The 16,762-nt window shown below is 71.3% G+C and carries 12 protein-coding genes, 5 tRNA genes and 2 pseudogenes; 7 read left to right on the forward strand and 12 right to left on the reverse strand.

The genetic code is table 11. The features are described from left to right. Positions 1-62: 62 nt before the first annotated feature. Positions 63-695, forward strand: a pseudogene (gene cofC / locus TR50_RS37020) (2-phospho-L-lactate guanylyltransferase); the annotation flags it as partial. A 483-nt stretch (positions 696-1,178) separates the two neighbouring features. Here the strand turns inward: cofC and TR50_RS37025 are convergent. From TR50_RS37025 to leuC, 4 genes are all read right to left on the reverse strand, one after another. Then, complete coding sequence (locus TR50_RS37025) at positions 1,179-1,880, reverse strand: HU family DNA-binding protein (protein WP_042432882.1); 702 nt, start codon at positions 1,878-1,880, stop codon at positions 1,179-1,181. A 125-nt stretch (positions 1,881-2,005) separates the two neighbouring features. Then, positions 2,006-2,284 carry an SCO5555 family protein gene (locus TR50_RS37030; protein ID WP_236654749.1) on the reverse strand — a complete coding sequence of 93 codons (279 nt, stop codon included), beginning with the start codon at positions 2,282-2,284 and terminating at the stop codon, positions 2,006-2,008. A 144-nt stretch (positions 2,285-2,428) separates the two neighbouring features. Then, positions 2,429-3,025 carry a 3-isopropylmalate dehydratase small subunit gene (gene leuD / locus TR50_RS37035; RefSeq protein WP_042432885.1) on the reverse strand — a complete coding sequence of 199 codons (597 nt, stop codon included), beginning with the start codon at positions 3,023-3,025 and terminating at the stop codon, positions 2,429-2,431. 6 nt (positions 3,026-3,031) lie between these two features. Continuing rightward, positions 3,032-4,456 (reverse strand): 3-isopropylmalate dehydratase large subunit, encoded by a 1,425-nt coding sequence (gene leuC, locus TR50_RS37040; protein ID WP_042432890.1) that lies wholly within the window; start codon positions 4,454-4,456, stop codon positions 3,032-3,034. A 178-nt stretch (positions 4,457-4,634) separates the two neighbouring features. Between leuC and TR50_RS37045 the strand changes: the two genes are divergently transcribed. Further along, entirely contained in the window at positions 4,635-5,348 is a 714-nt protein-coding gene (locus tag TR50_RS37045; RefSeq protein WP_042373758.1) for an IclR family transcriptional regulator, read from the forward strand. 110 nt (positions 5,349-5,458) lie between these two features. Here TR50_RS37045 and TR50_RS37050 read toward each other — a convergent pair. From TR50_RS37050 to TR50_RS37085, 8 genes are all read right to left on the reverse strand, one after another. Beyond that, positions 5,459-5,530, reverse strand: a tRNA-Gln gene (locus TR50_RS37050). Between the two features lie 4 nt (positions 5,531-5,534). Continuing rightward, positions 5,535-5,607 (reverse strand) — tRNA-Glu (locus tag TR50_RS37055). A gap of 20 nt (positions 5,608-5,627) precedes the next feature. After that, positions 5,628-5,700, reverse strand: a tRNA-Glu gene (locus TR50_RS37060). 20 nt (positions 5,701-5,720) lie between these two features. Then, a tRNA-Glu gene (locus TR50_RS37065) sits at positions 5,721-5,793 on the reverse strand. A 22-nt stretch (positions 5,794-5,815) separates the two neighbouring features. Then, positions 5,816-5,887: transfer RNA gene (locus TR50_RS37070), tRNA-Gln, on the reverse strand. A 76-nt stretch (positions 5,888-5,963) separates the two neighbouring features. Beyond that, positions 5,964-6,716, reverse strand: a complete 753-nt coding sequence (locus TR50_RS37075; protein WP_052441769.1) for an HAD family hydrolase — start codon at positions 6,714-6,716, stop codon at positions 5,964-5,966. Next, positions 6,709-7,476 carry a fumarylacetoacetate hydrolase family protein gene (locus TR50_RS37080; RefSeq protein ID WP_042432892.1) on the reverse strand — a complete coding sequence of 256 codons (768 nt, stop codon included), beginning with the start codon at positions 7,474-7,476 and terminating at the stop codon, positions 6,709-6,711. Before TR50_RS37080 ends, TR50_RS37075 begins: the two co-directional genes overlap by 8 nt. A gap of 116 nt (positions 7,477-7,592) precedes the next feature. After that, complete coding sequence (locus TR50_RS37085; protein WP_042432895.1) at positions 7,593-7,784, reverse strand: hypothetical protein; 192 nt, start codon at positions 7,782-7,784, stop codon at positions 7,593-7,595. A 547-nt stretch (positions 7,785-8,331) separates the two neighbouring features. Between TR50_RS37085 and TR50_RS37090 the strand changes: the two genes are divergently transcribed. The 5 genes and pseudogenes from TR50_RS37090 to TR50_RS37110 form a co-directional block, all read left to right on the forward strand. Continuing rightward, positions 8,332-12,048 carry an ATP-binding protein gene (locus TR50_RS37090; protein WP_063775225.1) on the forward strand — a complete coding sequence of 1,239 codons (3,717 nt, stop codon included), beginning with the start codon at positions 8,332-8,334 and terminating at the stop codon, positions 12,046-12,048. A 3-nt stretch (positions 12,049-12,051) separates the two neighbouring features. Further along, positions 12,052-12,459 (forward strand): annotated as a pseudogene (locus TR50_RS44970) (roadblock/LC7 domain-containing protein); the annotation flags it as partial. Positions 12,460-12,747: 288 nt separating this feature from the next. Beyond that, positions 12,748-13,122, forward strand: a complete 375-nt coding sequence (locus tag TR50_RS37100) for a DUF742 domain-containing protein (protein ID WP_042432902.1) — start codon at positions 12,748-12,750, stop codon at positions 13,120-13,122. Continuing rightward, positions 13,103-13,687 (forward strand): GTP-binding protein, encoded by a 585-nt coding sequence (locus TR50_RS37105; RefSeq protein WP_042432905.1) that lies wholly within the window; start codon positions 13,103-13,105, stop codon positions 13,685-13,687. The genes TR50_RS37100 and TR50_RS37105 overlap by 20 nt, the downstream gene beginning before the upstream one ends. 310 nt (positions 13,688-13,997) lie before the next feature. Then, the coding region (locus TR50_RS37110; protein WP_052441771.1) for a sensor histidine kinase at positions 13,998-16,762 on the forward strand (2,765 nt) is incomplete at its 3' end.

A 16,762-nucleotide genomic window follows, 5' to 3' on the forward strand; every position in this document is an offset into this window, starting at 1 on the left:
CCTCGTGGCACTGTCGAGGCACCCCCGCCGGTCGGGGCCTCTTCCGTGCAGAATGGGCGCCGATGACGACGCCGAACACGACCGTGGTGATCCCGCTGAAGCCGCCGGCCGAGGGCAAGTCCCGCCTCGCGCCCGCGGTCGGGTCGCTTCGGCCGCAGCTGGCCCTGGCCTTCGCCCTGGACACGGTCGCCGCGGTCCGGCAGTGCGAGGCGGTGGCCGGCCTCGTGGCCGTCTGCGACGACGAACACGCGGGCGCGGCCCTGGCCCTCGCCGGAGCCTCGGTCATACCCGACACGCCCGCGGCGGGCCTCAACGCGGCACTCGCCCACGGAGTCCAGTACGCGCGCACGGTGCTGGGCGCGGGGGCGGTCGCGGCGATGTCCGCGGATCTGCCGGCCCTGCGGCCGGTCGAACTGGCCCGCGCCCTCGCCGCGGCGGCGGCCCACCCCCGGGCGTTCCTGGCGGACACGCAGGGAGTCGGCACGACGCTGCTGACCGCTACCGCGGGGGTCGCGCTGCGGCCGGTCTTCGGCGGCGAGTCACGCGCGGCGCATGCCGCCTCCGGCGCGGTGGAGCTCCGTCTCGACGGCGTCGCGAGCGTGAGACGGGACGTGGACACGGGCGCGGATCTGCGCGTGGCGCTGGCCCTGGGCGCGGGACGCCACACGCTGACTACGCTTGGCCTCATGCAGGCGACCGCGTACACCTACTCCCCCGACAGTCGCAGCGGCCAGGTGCTGCTCGACGACGGCACCCCGCTGCCGTTCGACTCCGCGGCCTTCGACGCGGGCGGCCTGCGGCTGCTGCGACCGGGCCAGCGCGTCCGCATCGAAACCGAGGGCAACGGCGCGGACCGCCGCATCACGCTCATCACCCTGCAGACGTTCTAGGCACACGTTGCACCGCTGAGGGGCGCGGGGCTGTGCCGAATCCGCGGCTCCGCCGCGCGGGCGCGAGCAACCACCCGCGTGGGGGGACGGCCCTGGGCGTTCGGAGTCCTACCTGCGTGGGACGGGGGCGCCTCCCGGCCGAAGGCTGGGGGATTGTCGCGCAGTTCCCCGCGCCCCTGAGGCGGTGCACCTTCCGGCGTGCCTCGGCGGAACGTGCCGAGGGGCGCGGTGAACCGGGTGAGTGGTTCAGCGCGCCCCTGCGGGAGGTGTGCTCGACGTGCTGCCGGGTTACTTCGCCGCGGCCTTCTTGGCGGTCGCCTTCTTGGCCGTGGTCTTCTTGGCCGCCGAGGTGGCCTTCGTCGCCGTCGTGGCCTTCTTCGCCGCGGGGCGGGAGGTGCTCGCGGTGACCGTCTTCTTCGCCGGGGCCTTGACCGCCGCCGTGGTCTTCTTGGCGGTGGTCTTCTTCGCCGTGGCGGTCTTGGCCGCCGTGGTCTTCTTGGCGGCGGCCTTCTTGACCGTGGCCGCGGCGGCCGTCGTCTTCTTGGCGGCGGCCTTCTTGACCGTGGCGGTGGTCTTCTTCGCCGTGGCCTTCTTGGCCGCGGCCGCGGCCTTCTTCGCGGCCGGGGAGCCGGCCGGGGCCACCATGCCGGACTTGCCCGGGGTCAGCGAGCCCTTGGGGGCCTTGCGGACCGCCACGCCCGACTTCGGGAGCTTCTTCGAGCCGCTGACCAGGTCCTTGAAGCCCTGACCCGGGCGGAAACGCGGAACCGCGGTCTTCTTGACCTTGACCCGGTCGCCGGTCTGCGGGTTCCGGGCGAACCGCGCGGCGCGGTCCACCTTCTCGAAAGTCCCGAAACCGGTCACCGACACGCGGTCGCCCGCGGTCACCGCACGCACGATGGTGTCGAGCACAGCATCAACTGCCTCTGCGGCGGCGCGACGGCCACCAAGCTGCTCGGCCACCGCTTCAACAAGCTGCGCCTTGTTCACGTCTTCCCCTTCGGAAACGGTTGCCCGGAAGATTCTTTCTGGGCAATTCGCACGTTAGGCATGTATATACGCCATTTCAATAACCAAACGGGCGCATCACCCTTGTGTCGCAATGGATTCGGGTTTCAGCCCGTCGTCCGACCGGTCGGCCCGGGGCCGTCCAGGTCCGCTACGAAACGCGCCAACCTCCGTGCTGCTTCCGGGAGATCGCGTTTCGCCGCCTCCGTCACCATGAGCAACGAACGGGTCAACGCGGCCCTCTCCGCGTCCGACACGTCCAGAGCACGCACACGGGCGTGTGCATCCTTGAGTCGTTGTGCGACCAGCCCGTAGAGCTCGACGTCCGCGGCCTCCTCGTTCAGCTCCGCGTCGTCGCCACCCGCGGGCGGGTCACTGGGACTCATGCGGAGATTGTGCCACTCGTGGCCGGTTATCTCCTGCCTGCGCCCGGCGTTGACCTTACACACAGTCACGGGGAAGACAGCAGGCAGCCCCCCGGTGGACACCGGGGGGCTGCCTTGGTGTGGCGAAAAAGCGCTGCTGGAGGCTCAGCCGACGGGCGTGGTGGTGGGCTTGAAGGCGGGTCGGGCGGCCTCGTAGGCGGCGATGTCGGCCTCCTGCGCGAGGGTGATCGAGATGTCGTCGAGGCCGTTCAGCAGACGCCAACGGACGTTCTCGTCCAGCTCGAACGGGGCGTTGAGGCCCTCCGCGCGGACCTCGCGCGCCTCCAGGTCGACGGTCACCTCCGCCTGCGGGTCGGCCTCGACGACCGCCCACAGCCGCTCCACGGTCTCCTGCGGCAGGATCACCGTCAGCAGGCCGTTCTTCAGGGAGTTGCCGCGGAAGATGTCCGCGAAGCGGGAGGAGATGACGGCCTTGAAGCCGTAGTTCTGGAGCGCCCAGACGGCGTGCTCGCGCGAGGATCCGGTGCCGAACTCGGGGCCCGCGATCAGGACCGTCGCGCCCTGACGCTCCGGGCGGTTGAGGACGAAGGACTCGTCCTTGCGCCACGCCTCGAACAGGCCGTCCTCGAAGCCGTTGCGGGTGACCTTCTTGAGCCAGTGGGCCGGGATGATCTGGTCGGTGTCGACGTTGCTGCGGCGCAGCGGGACGGCCCGGCCGGTGTGCGAAGTGAACTTCTCCATGGCGGTTCAGGCCTCCACGAGCTGCGGTGCGTCGGACAGGTCGGCGGGCGAGGCCAGATGGCCCAGCACCGCGGTGGCGGCGGCCACCTGCGGGGAGACCAGGTGGGTGCGGCCGCCCTTGCCCTGACGGCCCTCGAAGTTGCGGTTGGAGGTGGACGCGCAGCGCTCACCCGGGGCCAGTTGGTCGGGGTTCATGCCCAGACACATCGAGCAACCGGCGTGGCGCCACTCGGCGCCGGCGGCGGTGAAGACCTTGTCCAGGCCCTCCTCGATGGCCTGGAGCGCGACGCGCACCGAGCCGGGGACGACCAGCATCCGCACCCCGTCGGCGATCCGGCGGCCCTCGACGACGGCGGCGGCCGCGCGCAGGTCCTCGATCCGGCCGTTGGTGCAGGAGCCGACGAAGACCGCGTCGACCTTCACCTCGCGCAGCGGGCTGCCGGCCGTCAGGCCCATGTACGTCAGCGCGTTCTCGGCCGCGATGCGCTCCTGCGGGTCCTCGAACGACGCCGGGTCCGGCACGTTCGCGCCCAGCGGCGCGCCCTGGCCGGGGTTGGTGCCCCAGGTGACGAACGGGGTCAGCTCGCTCGCGTCGATGAAGACCTCGGCGTCGAAGACCGCGTCCTCGTCGGTGGCCAGGGTCTTCCAGTACGCCACGGCGGCGTCCCACTCCTCGCCCGTGGGGGCGTGGTCGCGGCCCTGGAGGTAGGCGAAGGTGGTCTCGTCCGGGGCGATCATCCCGGCGCGGGCGCCGGCCTCGATCGACATGTTGCAGACGGTCATCCGCGCCTCCATGGAGAGCGCGCGGACCGCCGAACCGCGGTACTCCAGGACGTAGCCCTGACCGCCGCCGGTGCCGATCCTGGCGATGACGGCCAGGATCAGGTCCTTGGCGGTGACGCCCTCGGGCAGTTCGCCCTCCACCGTGATGGCCATCGTCTTCGGGCGGGCCATCGGCAGCGTCTGCGTGGCCAGCACGTGCTCGACCTGGCTGGTGCCGATGCCGAAGGCCAGTGCGCCGAACGCGCCGTGGGTGGAGGTGTGCGAGTCGCCGCAGACCACGGTGGTGCCGGGCTGGGTCAGTCCCAGCTGCGGTCCCACCACGTGGACGACGCCCTGCTCGACGTCGCCCAGCGAGTGCAGGCGTACGCCGAACTCGGCGCAGTTGGCGCGCAGCGTCTCCAACTGGACCCTGGAGACGGGGTCCGCGATCGGCTTGTCGATGTCGAGGGTCGGGGTGTTGTGGTCCTCGGTGGCGATGGTGAGGTCCGTGCGACGCACCTTGCGGCCGGCGAGGCGCAGGCCGTCGAAGGCCTGCGGGCTGGTCACCTCGTGCAGCAGGTGGAGATCGATGAAGAGGAGGTCGGGCTCGCCCTCGGCGCGCCGAACGACGTGGTCGTCCCAGACCTTCTCCGCGAGTGTGCGTCCCATCGCTGTCCCTCCGACCGGCGACGTCGCCGGTCAAGCCGTCGATTGCTATGGCGTGCTTTGGCAGAAGCTCCTGTCGGAGCCCCCAGGAAGCCCCTCGGAAGCCCCTGTTCATCCAGAGTGACGCAGTTCCCAGAAGATTGAACTTGCGTCTCGCGATCCGAGACTGCAATATCAGGGCATGGACAACTCTAGTGGCGTCGGCGTTCTCGACAAGGCTGCTCTGGTGCTGAGCGCGCTAGAGGCAGGCCCCGCGACCCTGGCCGGGCTGGTCTCGGCCACCGGATTGGCGCGCCCCACCGCGCACCGGCTGGCGGTCGCCCTGGAGCACCACCGCCTGGTCACGCGTGACATGCAGGGCCGCTTCATCCTGGGGCCCCGCCTCTCCGAGCTCGCCGCCGCGGCGGGCGAGGACCGACTGCTGGCCACGGCCGGCCCGGTGCTCACCCACCTCCGCGACGTGACGGGCGAGAGCGCGCAGCTGTACCGGCGGCAGGGTGATCTCCGCATCTGTGTGGCCGCCGCCGAGCGGCTCTCCGGCCTGCGGGACACCGTCCCGGTGGGCTCCACCCTCCCCATGAAGGCCGGCTCCGCGGCCCAGGTCCTGCTGGCCTGGGAGGAGCCGGAGCGGCTGCACCGCGGCCTCCAGGGCGCGCGTTTCACCGCGACCGCGCTGTCCGGCGTGAGACGCCGCGGCTGGGCGCAGTCGATCGGCGAACGCGAGCCCGGAGTGGCGTCCGTCTCGGCGCCGGTGCGCGGGCCGTCCAACCGGGTCGTGGCGGCGGTCTCCGTCTCCGGCCCGATCGAGCGGCTCACCCGGCACCCCGGCCGGCTCCACGCCCAGGCCATCGTCGAGGCCGCCGCGCGCCTCACCGAGGCGCTGCGCCGCGCCTGACCCCCCGTCAACAGGGCGGACCGCCACGGCGGTCCGCCCTTTCACGCGTGCACCGGAAAACGTCCCGGAAAACAAAAAAAGACCCTTGCGGGTCTTCGTACGTTTCGGAGCTGGGGTACCAGGACTCGAACCTAGACTAAATGAACCAGAATCACTCGTGCTGCCAATTACACCATACCCCAAAAGTACCCCCGACCGGATTCGAACCGGCGCTACTGCCGTGAGAGGGCAGCGTGCTAGGCCGCTACACAACGGGGGCGTTGGCTCTTGCGAGCCGAGTACCCCCGACCGGATTCGAACCGGCGCTACTGCCGTGAGAGGGCAGCGTGCTAGGCCGCTACACAACGGGGGCGTTGGTCCTTGCGGACCGAGTACCCCCGACCGGATTCGAACCGGCGCTACTGCCGTGAGAGGGCAGCGTGCTAGGCCGCTACACAACGGGGGCGAGATCTGTATTTCATTGTGAGCTGGGGTACCAGGACTCGAACCTAGACTAACTGAACCAGAATCAGTCGTGCTGCCAATTACACCATACCCCATCGCACTGTCCAGGTGATCTTGGCGAGAACCTCTCGGTCTCCCCCGTCCCTCCCGGGCGGCGCAACAAGAAGAACACTACCGGATGGTGGGCGGCGCTCCAAAATCGATAACCCGGAGCAGCTCCGGCAGGTCAGCGAGGGTCCGCACGCGCGGCACGTCGACGCCCTCCCCGACCCCTCTCCGGTCCAGCCAGACGGCGTGCAGGCCGGCCGCGAGGGCGCCCTGCGCGTCGGTGGTCAGCTTGTCGCCCACATAGACCACCTGGCCGGGCGCCAGACCGAGCGCGGCGCAGCCGGCCAGGAAGGCCTCGGGCGCGGGCTTGGCGTAGCCGATCTCGTCCGAGCAGACGAGCGAGACGAAGCGTCCGCGCAGTCCGATCGCCGCCAGCTTGTCCTCCTGGTACCGGCTGGAGGAGTTGCTCAGCAGCCCGTGCCGGTAGGCGGGCAGGGCGTCGAGCGCGGGTATCACGTCGTCGAAGACGCGACGGTGACGGGTGAAGGCGTCCAGGTAACCGGCGAACCACGCGTCGGGGTCCTCGGCGGTGCGGCCGATCCGGCCGAGGAAGGCCTCGACCCGTACCCGGCGCTGCTCCTGGAAGCCGAGCTCGCCGGCCAGGAAGCGCTCGTAGGCGCTCTCCATGTCCGCACTCCAGAGCACGTGCGCCTCCTGCGCGGAGGCGAACGCGTCCAGCAGCCCGAGGGCGGCCAGGTACTCCAGGATCCCCGCGCGCTCGGCGCCGGAGTAGTCGAAGAGGGTGTCGTCGATGTCCCAGAGGACACCCCTGCCCGCCTCGACGGGGACGTCGGCCACGGCGACGCCGTCAGCCACGCTTGACCACGCGGTTGCTCAGCGTGCCGATCCCCTCGACGGTGACGGCGACCTCGTCGCCGATCTGCAGCGGGCCGACGCCGGCCGGGGTGCCGGTCAGGATGACGTCGCCCGGGAGCAGCGTCATGGCGTCGGAGATGTGGACGATCAGGTCGGCGATCGAGCGGACCATCTGCGAGGTGCGGCCGGCCTGGCGCAGTTCGCCGTTGACGGTGCAGGTGACGGCGAGGTCGGACGCGTCGAGGTCGGTCTCGATCCACGGCCCGAGCGGGCAGGAGGTGTCGAAGCCCTTGGCGCGGGCCCACTGGCCCTCGCGCTGCTGGACGTCCCGCGCGGTGACGTCGTTGGCGCAGGTGTAGCCGAAGATCACGTCGTTCACCCGGGCGTGCGGCACCTCGCGGCACATCCGGCCGATGACGACGGCCAGTTCGGCCTCGTACTGCACGTCGGAGGAGAACGGCGGGTAGGCGATGTTCTCGGTCGGGCCGATGACGGAGGTCGAGGGCTTGAAGAAGGTGAGCGGCGCCTCGGGCACCTCGTTGCCCAGTTCCGCCGCGTGGGCGGCGTAGTTGCGGCCGACGGCCACGATCTTGCTCGGCAGCATCGGCGTGAGCAGCCGCACGTCGGCCAGCGGCAGCACGGCGCCGGTCGGCTGGAGCTCCCCGAACGGGTGGCCGGCGAGGGCGGCGACGGTCTCGGCCTCGGCGTCGATGACGCCGAAGGTGACCTCGCCGTCGTGGGTGTACCTGGCGATACGCACGGTGCGGACGTCTCCTCGGAGCAGAACGGCGGAACGGATGGATCACGACCCACACTAGTCGGGGGAACGCGAAGGGCCCCGCCGAAGCGGGGCCCTTCGTCGAGACGTGGCGCGTGCTACTCCGCGACCCGCGCGGCCGGGGCGACCATCAGGTTGGTGCGACGGGGGTTGGCCGTCTGCTGCGGGAGCTCCGCGGGCTGCTCGGCGGACTGGCGCAGCGCGGGGCCGCCGTTCTCCGGCAGCGCGGCGAGCTGGGTCCGGCGCGGGTTGGCCGTGGGACGGAAGCTCATGGTCGTCTTGAAGGTCACCGGTGACTCACCTTGGTCTCGATCGGCAGGGGGCCACGTGCTGTGCCCACATCCAGGATCTCATTCCACAGGAGAGGCGCTCGGCACCACCTCATATCCTGTGAGGTTGGTCACTTACCCGCACTCCAGAACCGACAGTTACGGCATTGTGCCCGCATCCATAGGTTGGACATAACGGCCATATCGGACAAAATCATGACGCGGCGTCACTCGCTGACCCGCAGCTCGGACGCACGCATGTCCGAAACGTACGGTTTCCCCGGCTCCATTTCGCACATTGCGTCACACCAGCACCACTGATGGTGACACACTTCGCTACCGAGCGTCGCCCCTTGTTGGAGATCGGGGGCTGTGCTGGAATGCCACGGACCGTCGGAGCCGCCCCCACCCAGCAGAAGCTCGGCACCGGGGCTCTCGACGGCAGCTTGGAGACAGACTCCACCCGGGCGATGCTCGGACCCGACCGGGGTCCACGCCCTCCGAGAACTCGACACCGTTCCGCCGCTGCGCACAGCGCGGGACGCCTGGTCCAGAGGTTGCGACGCTAGTGCAGGGACGTATCAAGAGGGGCGGCGGCGCGGGCAACCCGGCGGACCGCGGAGCAGCTGGTCAGCAGCAGCCGTCGCCGAATGCCCCCCACGCCGCCGAGGGCTCTCGCCCCGGACCCGCCGCGGGCCGACCCGGCCCCGAGACCGCCGGCCCGGGCGCCACACCAGGCGCGGGCGCCGGGAACGCCAAGGGCGACCAGAAGGACGGTCCCGCCGGCGCGAGCCGGATCGGCCGGGTGACCCCGCCCAAGGCCGCCAGGACCCGTCGGTTCTCCCTGGGCAACTGGCGCATCCGCTCCAGGCTCACCGCGCTGCTCGTGCTCCCCGTGGTCGCCGCCATCGTCCTCGGTGGTCTGCGCATCCAGGGCTCGATCCAGACGCAGCAGCAGCTGGACAGCGTCGCCAAGCTCGGTGACGTGGCCCAGGCCGCCACCCTGCTCGCCACCGCGCTCGAGAACGAGCGCGACGACATGGCGCTCGCGAGCGGCATCCAGGGCCAGAGCGTGCAGAGCAACAGCCAGGTCCTCTACGACATGTCGCAGACCGCCAAGCGTCACCAGACGCTGAGCAACCTGATCGACTCGCTCGACAAGACCCAGCTGCCGGGCAACGGCGTCGACATCACCTCGGTGCAGACCAAGCTCCAGCAGCTGCGCCAGATCGAGGCGAACGCCTTCGCGTACCCGACGGCCGACGCCACGGCCGGCCCGAACCTGCAGAAGACCGTCGCCGAGTTCGACGGCCTGATCGCCCCGCTGACCCAGGTGACCCAGGACCTGGCCCTCGCCTCCTCGAACCTCCAGCTGGTCCAGGCGACCCGCTCGCTCCAGGCGTTCACGCAGTGGCACGAGGACATGGCCATCGTCCGCTCCACGCTGCTCGGCGCGCTCGCCTACCAGCAGCCGGGCGCGACGGGCCCGACGCCGGTCATCCAGCCGAGCGACCGGCAGTACGCCGCCGCGGCGCTGGCGGACGCGAACACCTCGCAGCAGGAGTTCACCGCCCTGTACGGCCCGAGCAAGGCCGGCAACCTGATCGGCGCCTGGCAGTCCAACACCAACATCTCCGAGGCCCAGCGCTGGGCCTCCAAGGTGCTGAGCGCCAACACGCCGCTCTCGAACGAGACCGAGACCGCGCAGGACTGGTACTCGCAGTCCCACACGCAGATGCTGCAGATGGCCCAGGACGAGTCCTTCCTGGTCCAGGAGCTGAACACGACGTCCGCCAACCTGCGCTCGCAGGCCCAGGCCGACGCCTACGCCAACGCCGGTCTGATCGTCGCGGTCCTCCTGGTCGCCATCCTCGGCGCCGGTCTGGTGGCCCGCTCGATGGTGCGCACGCTGGCCAAGCTGCAGCAGACCGCCGAGGACGTCGCCGAGCACACGCTGCCGGAGATGGTCCGCAAGCTGTCCGAGTCCGACCCGCAGGACGTGGACGTCACGATCCAGCCGATCGGCATCGACACCAGGGACGAGATCGGGCACGTGGCCCGAGCCTTCGACAAGGTCCACAGCCAGGCCGTCCGGCTCGCCGCCGAGCAGGCCCTGCTCCGAGGCAACATCAACGCGATGTTCACCAACCTCTCGCGCCGCTCCCAGGGTCTGATCCAGCGTCAGCTGGCCATGATCTCCGAGCTGGAGTCGCGTGAGGCGGACCCGGACCAGCTGGCCCAGCTGTTCAAGCTCGACCACCTCGCGACGCGTATGCGTCGTAACGGTGAGAACCTCCTCGTCCTCGCAGGTGAGGACCCGGGCCGTCGCTGGACCCGCCCGGTCCCGCTGGTCGACGTGCTCCGTGCCGCCGCCTCCGAGGTGGAGCAGTACGAGCGCATCGAGCTGGCCTCGGTGCCGACCGCCGAGGTCGCCGGCCGCGTCGTCAACGACCTCGTGCACCTGCTCGCCGAGCTGCTCGAGAACGCCACCTCGTTCTCCAGCCCGCAGACCCGCGTCCGGGTCACCGGTCACGCGCTGCCCGACGGCCGCGTGCTGATCGAGATCCACGACACCGGCATCGGCCTCTCCCCCGACGACCTGGCCGAGATCAACGAGCGCCTGGCGAACCCGCCGGTGGTGGACGTCTCCGTCTCCCGCCGCATGGGCCTCTTCGTGGTCGGTCGACTCTCGCTGCGTCACGGCATCCGCATCCAGCTGCGTCCGAGCGACTCCGGCGGCACCACCGCGCTGGTCATGCTCCCGGTCGACGTCACCAACGTGTCCGAGCGCCGCGCCGGTGCGACGGGTGGCACCAAGGCCGCTCCGGCGGGCCAGCAGCGTCCGGCCGCGCCGAGCGGTCCGCAGCGCACGCCGCTGGCCTCCGGCCCGCAGGGCGGCCTCGACGGCCGTGGCGGCCGTCCCACGCTGCCGCAGCAGTCGCAGCCGAACCTGGGCCTGCCGCAGGGCTCCTCGGCGGGCTCCGCGCCCGCCGGTTCCCCGCAGGGCGGCCTGCCGCAGCGCGGCGCCCAGCCGACCGACGGCCGCGGACTGCCGACCGGCCCCAACGCCGGCCAGGACAACACCTTCGGCGGCCAGCCCCTGCCGCAGCGCGGCGCCCAGCCCACCGACGGCCGCGGACTGCCGACCGGCCCCAACGCCGGCCAGGGCTTCCCGCAGGCGGGGCCGACCGGTCAGCCCGGTGGCTTCGACTCCAGCCGTACCGACGGCCGCGGCATGCCGCTGCCCGGCGCCGGTCCGCTGCCGCAGCGCGGCATGCCGGGCCAGGCTCCCCAGCAGCCGGGCCAGCAGCAGCCGTTCGGCGTCCCGGGTGCTCCCGGGGCGGCCGGCGGTCGCGGCGACGCCGGCTTCGGCCAGGAGCGCGGCCCCGAGCCCTCGCTCTGGGCCGAGCAGCCGCAGCACGGCTCGCCCGCGGGCGGCCGGAACGACGGCCAGGGCCCCGGCGGCCACGCCCTCGGTGGGCAGAGCCACGGCGGCCACCCCCTCGGCGGCCAGGCTCCGGCCGGTCAGGGCTTCGGCGGCCAGAACGCCATCGGTGACAGCACCGCGCAGTTCGCCCGCCCGCGCTTCGACGAGGAGCCCCCGGCCCGTCCGGTGCCGCCGGCTCCGGTCCCGCCGCAGCCGCAGCCCGCGTCGCAGCAGGACTTCGCGTCCGACCCGCTCACCCGCGCGCTGCCCCCGGCGAGCGACTCCGGTGCTCCGTCGCCGATCTTCGAGCAGATGGAGACCACCTGGTTCCGCGCCGGTCGCGCCGAGCGGATGCGCGGCGTGCAGGTCTCCGGCGCGGAGGCGGGCGGCCCGTCGGTCTCCGGGACCGAGCAGTTCGGCGGCCCTTCGGCCACCGGTCAGTTCGACACCGCGCAGTTCGGCGCGGACCAGTTCGGCGGCCGTCCGGCCGACGGCGGGCCCGCCCGTCCCGTGCAGGGCCCCTCGGGCTCGACCGGCGTCACCGGCCTGAACGCCGACCAGACGCCGTGGCGCAGCTCGGCCAACGACGAGACGTGGCGCCGGGCCGAGCAGGTGCGCGAGCCGAGTGCGGGCGGCGTGATGCCCTCCGGTCTGCCGCGCCGCGTGCCGAAGGCCAACCTGGTCCCGGGCCAGGCGGAGTCCCAGGCTCTTCCCGGTCCGCAGGTCTCCCGCAACCCGGACGAGGTCCGCGGGCGTCTCACCAACCTGCGTCGCGGCATCCAGCAGGGCCGCGCCGCCGGTTCGTCCGGTCCCGGTCAGGGCTCCGGCCCGTACGGCAGCAACTCCCAGGAGCGTTGATCAATGAGTCAGATGAGCCAGGCGGCCCAGAACCTCAACTGGTTGATCACCAACTTCGTCGACAACACCCCCGGGGTGTCGCACACCGTGGTGGTCTCGGCCGACGGTCTGCTGCTCGCCATGTCCGAGGGCTTCCCCCGTGACCGTGCCGACCAGCTCGCCGCCGTCGCCTCCGGCCTCACCTCGCTGACCCAGGGCGCCTCCCGGATCTTCGAGGGCGGCAAGGTCACCCAGACCGTCGTGGAGATGGAGCGCGGCTTCCTCTTCCTCATGGCGGTCTCCGACGGCTCCTCCCTCGCCGTCCTCGCCTCCCCCGACAGCGACATCGGCCTCGTCGGCTACGAGATGGCCCTCCTGGTCGACCGCGCCGGCACCGTGCTCACCCCGGCCCTCCGCGCCGAACTCCAGGGGCAGTCTCCTGCACTGACGCGGTGTCGGTCCGGTGTGGAACGGATGAGAGATAGACCACCTCGGCCCGTGAATCCCGACCCGGTCGGGACTCACGGGCCGTCGGCCCCGTACACTCCGGTGCCACTCGTGTCGCGGCTCGCGCCTCGGCACTCCGGAAGAAGACCAGCGGTACCCACAGCAGCACCCCGCACAAGCAGCACCGCACCGCAGCACGCCAGACCCGCAACACGGCACCACCCACCCTCGCCGCGGAAAGGCACGACGGCCGCTGCAGCACTAGGAGGACTGATGACGACACCGCACGGAGGCCAGGGCGGCGCACGCCAGCCGCTGGTACGCCCGTATGCGATGACCGGCGGCCGGACCCGTCCGCGCTACCAGCTCGCCATCGAGGCGCTGGTCACCAGCACGCCCCAGGCGTACCGCTCGGGCACGCTGCTGCCGGAGCACGCGCGGATCGTCGACCTGTGCCGCGAGGTCAAGTCGGTGGCGGAGGTCTCCGCCCTGGTCCCCATGCCGCTCGGCGTCGCCCGCATCCTCGTCGCCGACCTGGCCGAGGCGGGCCTGGTCGCCATCCACCAGCCGGCCGCCGCCGCCGACAACGGCGGCGCCCCCGACGTCACGCTGCTCGAAAGGGTGCTCAGTGGACTTCGCAAGCTCTAGCCCCGCCACGGCCACCCGGGCCACCACCTCCGCGAAGATCGTGGTGGCGGGCGGCTTCGGCGTGGGCAAGACGACCCTCGTCGGCGCGGTCTCCGAGATCAACCCGCTGCGTACCGAGGCCGTGATGACCTCGGCCTCGGCCGGGATCGACGACCTGACCCACGTCGGCGGGAAGACCACGACCACGGTCGCCATGGACTTCGGCCGCATCACGCTCGACGCGGACCTGATCCTCTACCTGTTCGGCACGCCCGGACAGGACCGCTTCTGGTTCATGTGGGACGACCTGGTCCGCGGCGCCATCGGCGCCGTCGTCCTGGTCGACACCCGCCGCCTCGCCGACTGCTTCCCGGCCATCGACTACTTCGAGAACAGCGGCCTGCCGTTCATCGTCGCGCTGAACAACTTCGACGGCTTCGTCACGCACAGCCCCGAAGAGGTGCGCGAGGCGCTGCAGTTGGGGCCGGACACACCCATCATCGCCACCGACGCCCGGCGGCGGGACAGCGCCAAGTCGACGCTGATCACGCTCGTCGAGCACGCGCTGCTCGCAAGACTGCGCTGACGAGACTCCGCGCAGACGCGGCGACGACGTCGTCGTCCCGGGGCCGGGGAAGACCGCGCGCTGAACTTTCTATAACGGTTCGACACGCATTTCCCACCCGGCTCTCACCATCGGTAAGTGAATGCATACGCTCCGCCTACAGCGGCACGGACATTCGCCGCCCGTGGGTGTTTATGTCCCTTTTACACCAGGATCAAAGTGAAGCGGAGGGTGTTTGGCCCAGGCCATTCGCCCGTGCTGAAATGCCAGCCACCGTGGGATGACCCCCGGTATGCACGACAAGGCCGCCCCGGCCGAGAGGTTGAGTCGAGTGAGCCACAACGAGGCAGCTCCAGGTGCCGGTAGCGCACCCCAGGTCCGGCCTGCAGGTCGGCTCTCCCTGAGCAACCGCCGCCTACCCTTCAAGCTGATCGCGATCCTCCTGGTTCCCGTCGTCGCAGCCCTGGCGTTCGCCGGACTGCGCGTACAGAGCTCGGTCACGAGCTGGCGGAACGCCCAGGACGCGGAGAAGACGGCGAAGCTCGTCGAGGCGGCGGCCGCGGTCGAGGAGGACATCGACCTCGAACGCAACGGCTCGCTCCCCTACCTGATGACGCCGGCCGAGGCGCAGAAGCCGAACCAGACGGTCACGGATCTGCAGAACACGACCAACGCGGCGATCGCCAACTTCAAGCAGCTGGCCGCCGGCGCGCCGAACATCGGCCATGTGCGGACCCGCGTCGCGGACGCCCTGAAGGAACTCCAGGGCATCGACGCGATGCGGAAGAGGGACTACAGCCAACCGGGCACCACGACCGAGATCCAGTACTCCTCGCTCACCTCCGCGCTCCAGGGTCTCGACAACGAGCTCGTCTTCGGCAACGGCAGCAGCATCAACTCCGACGGCCGCGCGATCTACGCGATCACCCTGGCCAAGGACGCCGACTCGATCGTGCAGTCCATCGTGCTGCACCTGCTGCTGGAGAAGTACGAGCCGGACGGCAACCCGAAGAGCCCGGCCTCGCAGGCCTACGCAAGCCAGCAGCTCGGCGCCTACGCGTACTACTACCTCGAGGGCATCGCCCAGGAGGAGTTCACCAACTCCGCCGACCCGGCCTTCGTCGCCGCGCTGAACCAGGGCCTGCAGAACGTGCAGGCCGCCATGGAGAACAGCGCCCAGCAGGCCGCGGCCGCGGCCCAGGCCAGCGGCGGACAGGCCAAGAAGCCGCTGACCATCGACCAGATGGTCGCGATCGTCTACACCGCCCCGACGCCGCACGCCGCGAAGGCCGCGGGCGTCACGCCGACGCTGTGGGTCAACGAGACCAACGCCGTCTTCGACGCGCTGCGCAACGTCGAGAAGAAGCTGATCGCCGACGCGGTGAGCCAGTCCTCGACCGAGGCGAGCAGCGCCCGCAACGACGCCGTCATGAACGGCGCGATCGTGCTCGTCGCGGTGCTCCTGGCCGGCCTGGTGACCACGCTGGTGGCCCGTTCGATGATCGGCAACATGCGCCGCCTGCGGGACGGCGCCCAGCAGGTCGCCCAGCAGCGCCTGCCCGACCTGGTGCGTCAGCTGTCCAAGACCGACCCCGGCAGGGTCGACCTGACGGTCGCCCCGATCCAGGTGAACGGCAAGGACGAGATCGCCGAGGTCGCCCGCGCCTTCGACGAGGTCCACCGCGAGGCCATCCGACTCGCCTCCGAGCAGGCCATGCTCCGTGGCAACGTCAACGCGATCTTCACCAACCTCTCGCGCCGCTCGCACGGTCTGATCGAACGCCAGCTGGCGCTGATCACGGACCTGGAGAACCACGAGGCCGACCCGGACCAGCTGGAGAACCTCTTCAAGCTGGACCACCTCGCCACCCGCATGCGCCGCAACGGCGAGAACCTGCTGGTTCTGGCGGGCGAGGACGCCGGCCGCTCCTGGGGTGAGCCGATCCCGCTGGTGGACGTGCTCCGCGCGGCCGCCTCCGAGGTGGAGCAGTACGAGCGCATCGAACTGGCCGGCATACCCGAGACCGACGTCGTCGGCCCCGCGGTCACCGACCTCGTGCACCTGCTCGCCGAGTTGCTGGAGAACGCCACCACCTTCTCCAGCCCGCAGACCAAGGTCCGGGTCACCGCGACCCGCCTGCCCGACCAGCGCGTGCTGGTCGAGATCCACGACAAGGGCATCGGCCTCACCGCCGAGGACTTCGCGGAGATCAACGCGAAGCTGGCCGAGCCGCCCACCGTGGACGCCTCCGTCTCCCGGCAGATGGGCCTCTTCGTGGTCGGCCGCCTGGCCGAGCGCCACGGCATCCGGGTCCAGCTGCGCCCCTCCGGCGAGTCCGCCGGCACCACCTCCCTGGTCATGCTGCCCGAGCGGCTGACCCAGGTCGGCGGCGTCGCCCAGCCCGAGGAGCAGTTCACCGTCTCCCGCATCTACCCGGAGTCCGCTCAGGGCGCCGAGATGCCGGGCATGCGCACCGCGAGCGAGCTGGGCTTCGACGACAGCCGCTACGACCGGGCCCTGGAGGCGGGCGACCAGGCCTCCGCCCTCGACTCGGTGCAGCGCTCGCTGCGCCTCGGCCAGCGCCGCCACGCGGCCGCGCTGGAGACCGGCGAGCCGCTCGACCCCACGGCGCAGGGCGCCCCCGCCTCGTTCCGTGGCAACGGCCAGCCGCCCGCCGAGTACGGCGACTACGGCTCCGGCCGCGAGTACGGCGGCCAGGAGTACGCGGGCCAGGAGTACGGCAACGGCAACCGCACCTTCGAGCAGAACTTCGACGCCGAGTACCGCTCGGAGTTCGGCGCCCAGTTCGGCGCCGAGCCGGGCAACGACTACTCCGGCGCCGGTGAGTACGGCGGCTACGGCCGCGGCGGGGAGCCCGCGACGGGCCACCCGCAGGAGACCGGCTTCGAGACCGGCCGCTACACCTCCCAGCACTTCGAGGCCGGCGTCGCCGACCAGGGCGGCTACGGCACGGACTACGCCGCCGAGGACACCTACTTCACCCCGGGCTCCACCCCGGGCATGCAGCACTACGGCACGGGCGCCCCGACCTACGAGCCCGGCCCCGCCCCCACGCAGGGCGCGCAGCCGCCCGC

It is taken from the genome of Streptacidiphilus anmyonensis (assembly GCF_000787855.1).
Taxonomy (GTDB): Bacteria; Actinomycetota; Actinomycetes; order Streptomycetales; family Streptomycetaceae; genus Streptacidiphilus; species Streptacidiphilus anmyonensis.

What these genes read in the sequence shown, in the direction of transcription:
- TR50_RS37045 (WP_042373758.1), top strand. Translation starts at nt 4,635, where the DNA reads ATGGACAACTCTAGTGGCGTCGGCGTTCTCGACAAGGCTGCTCTGGTG.
- leuC (WP_042432890.1), bottom strand. Translation starts at nt 4,456, where the DNA reads ATGGGACGCACACTCGCGGAGAAGGTCTGGGACGACCACGTCGTTCGG.
- leuD (WP_042432885.1), bottom strand. Translation starts at nt 3,025, where the DNA reads ATGGAGAAGTTCACTTCGCACACCGGCCGGGCCGTCCCGCTGCGCCGC.
- TR50_RS37100 (WP_042432902.1), top strand. Translation starts at nt 12,748, where the DNA reads ATGACGACACCGCACGGAGGCCAGGGCGGCGCACGCCAGCCGCTGGTA.
- TR50_RS37030 (WP_236654749.1), bottom strand. Translation starts at nt 2,284, where the DNA reads ATGAGTCCCAGTGACCCGCCCGCGGGTGGCGACGACGCGGAGCTGAAC.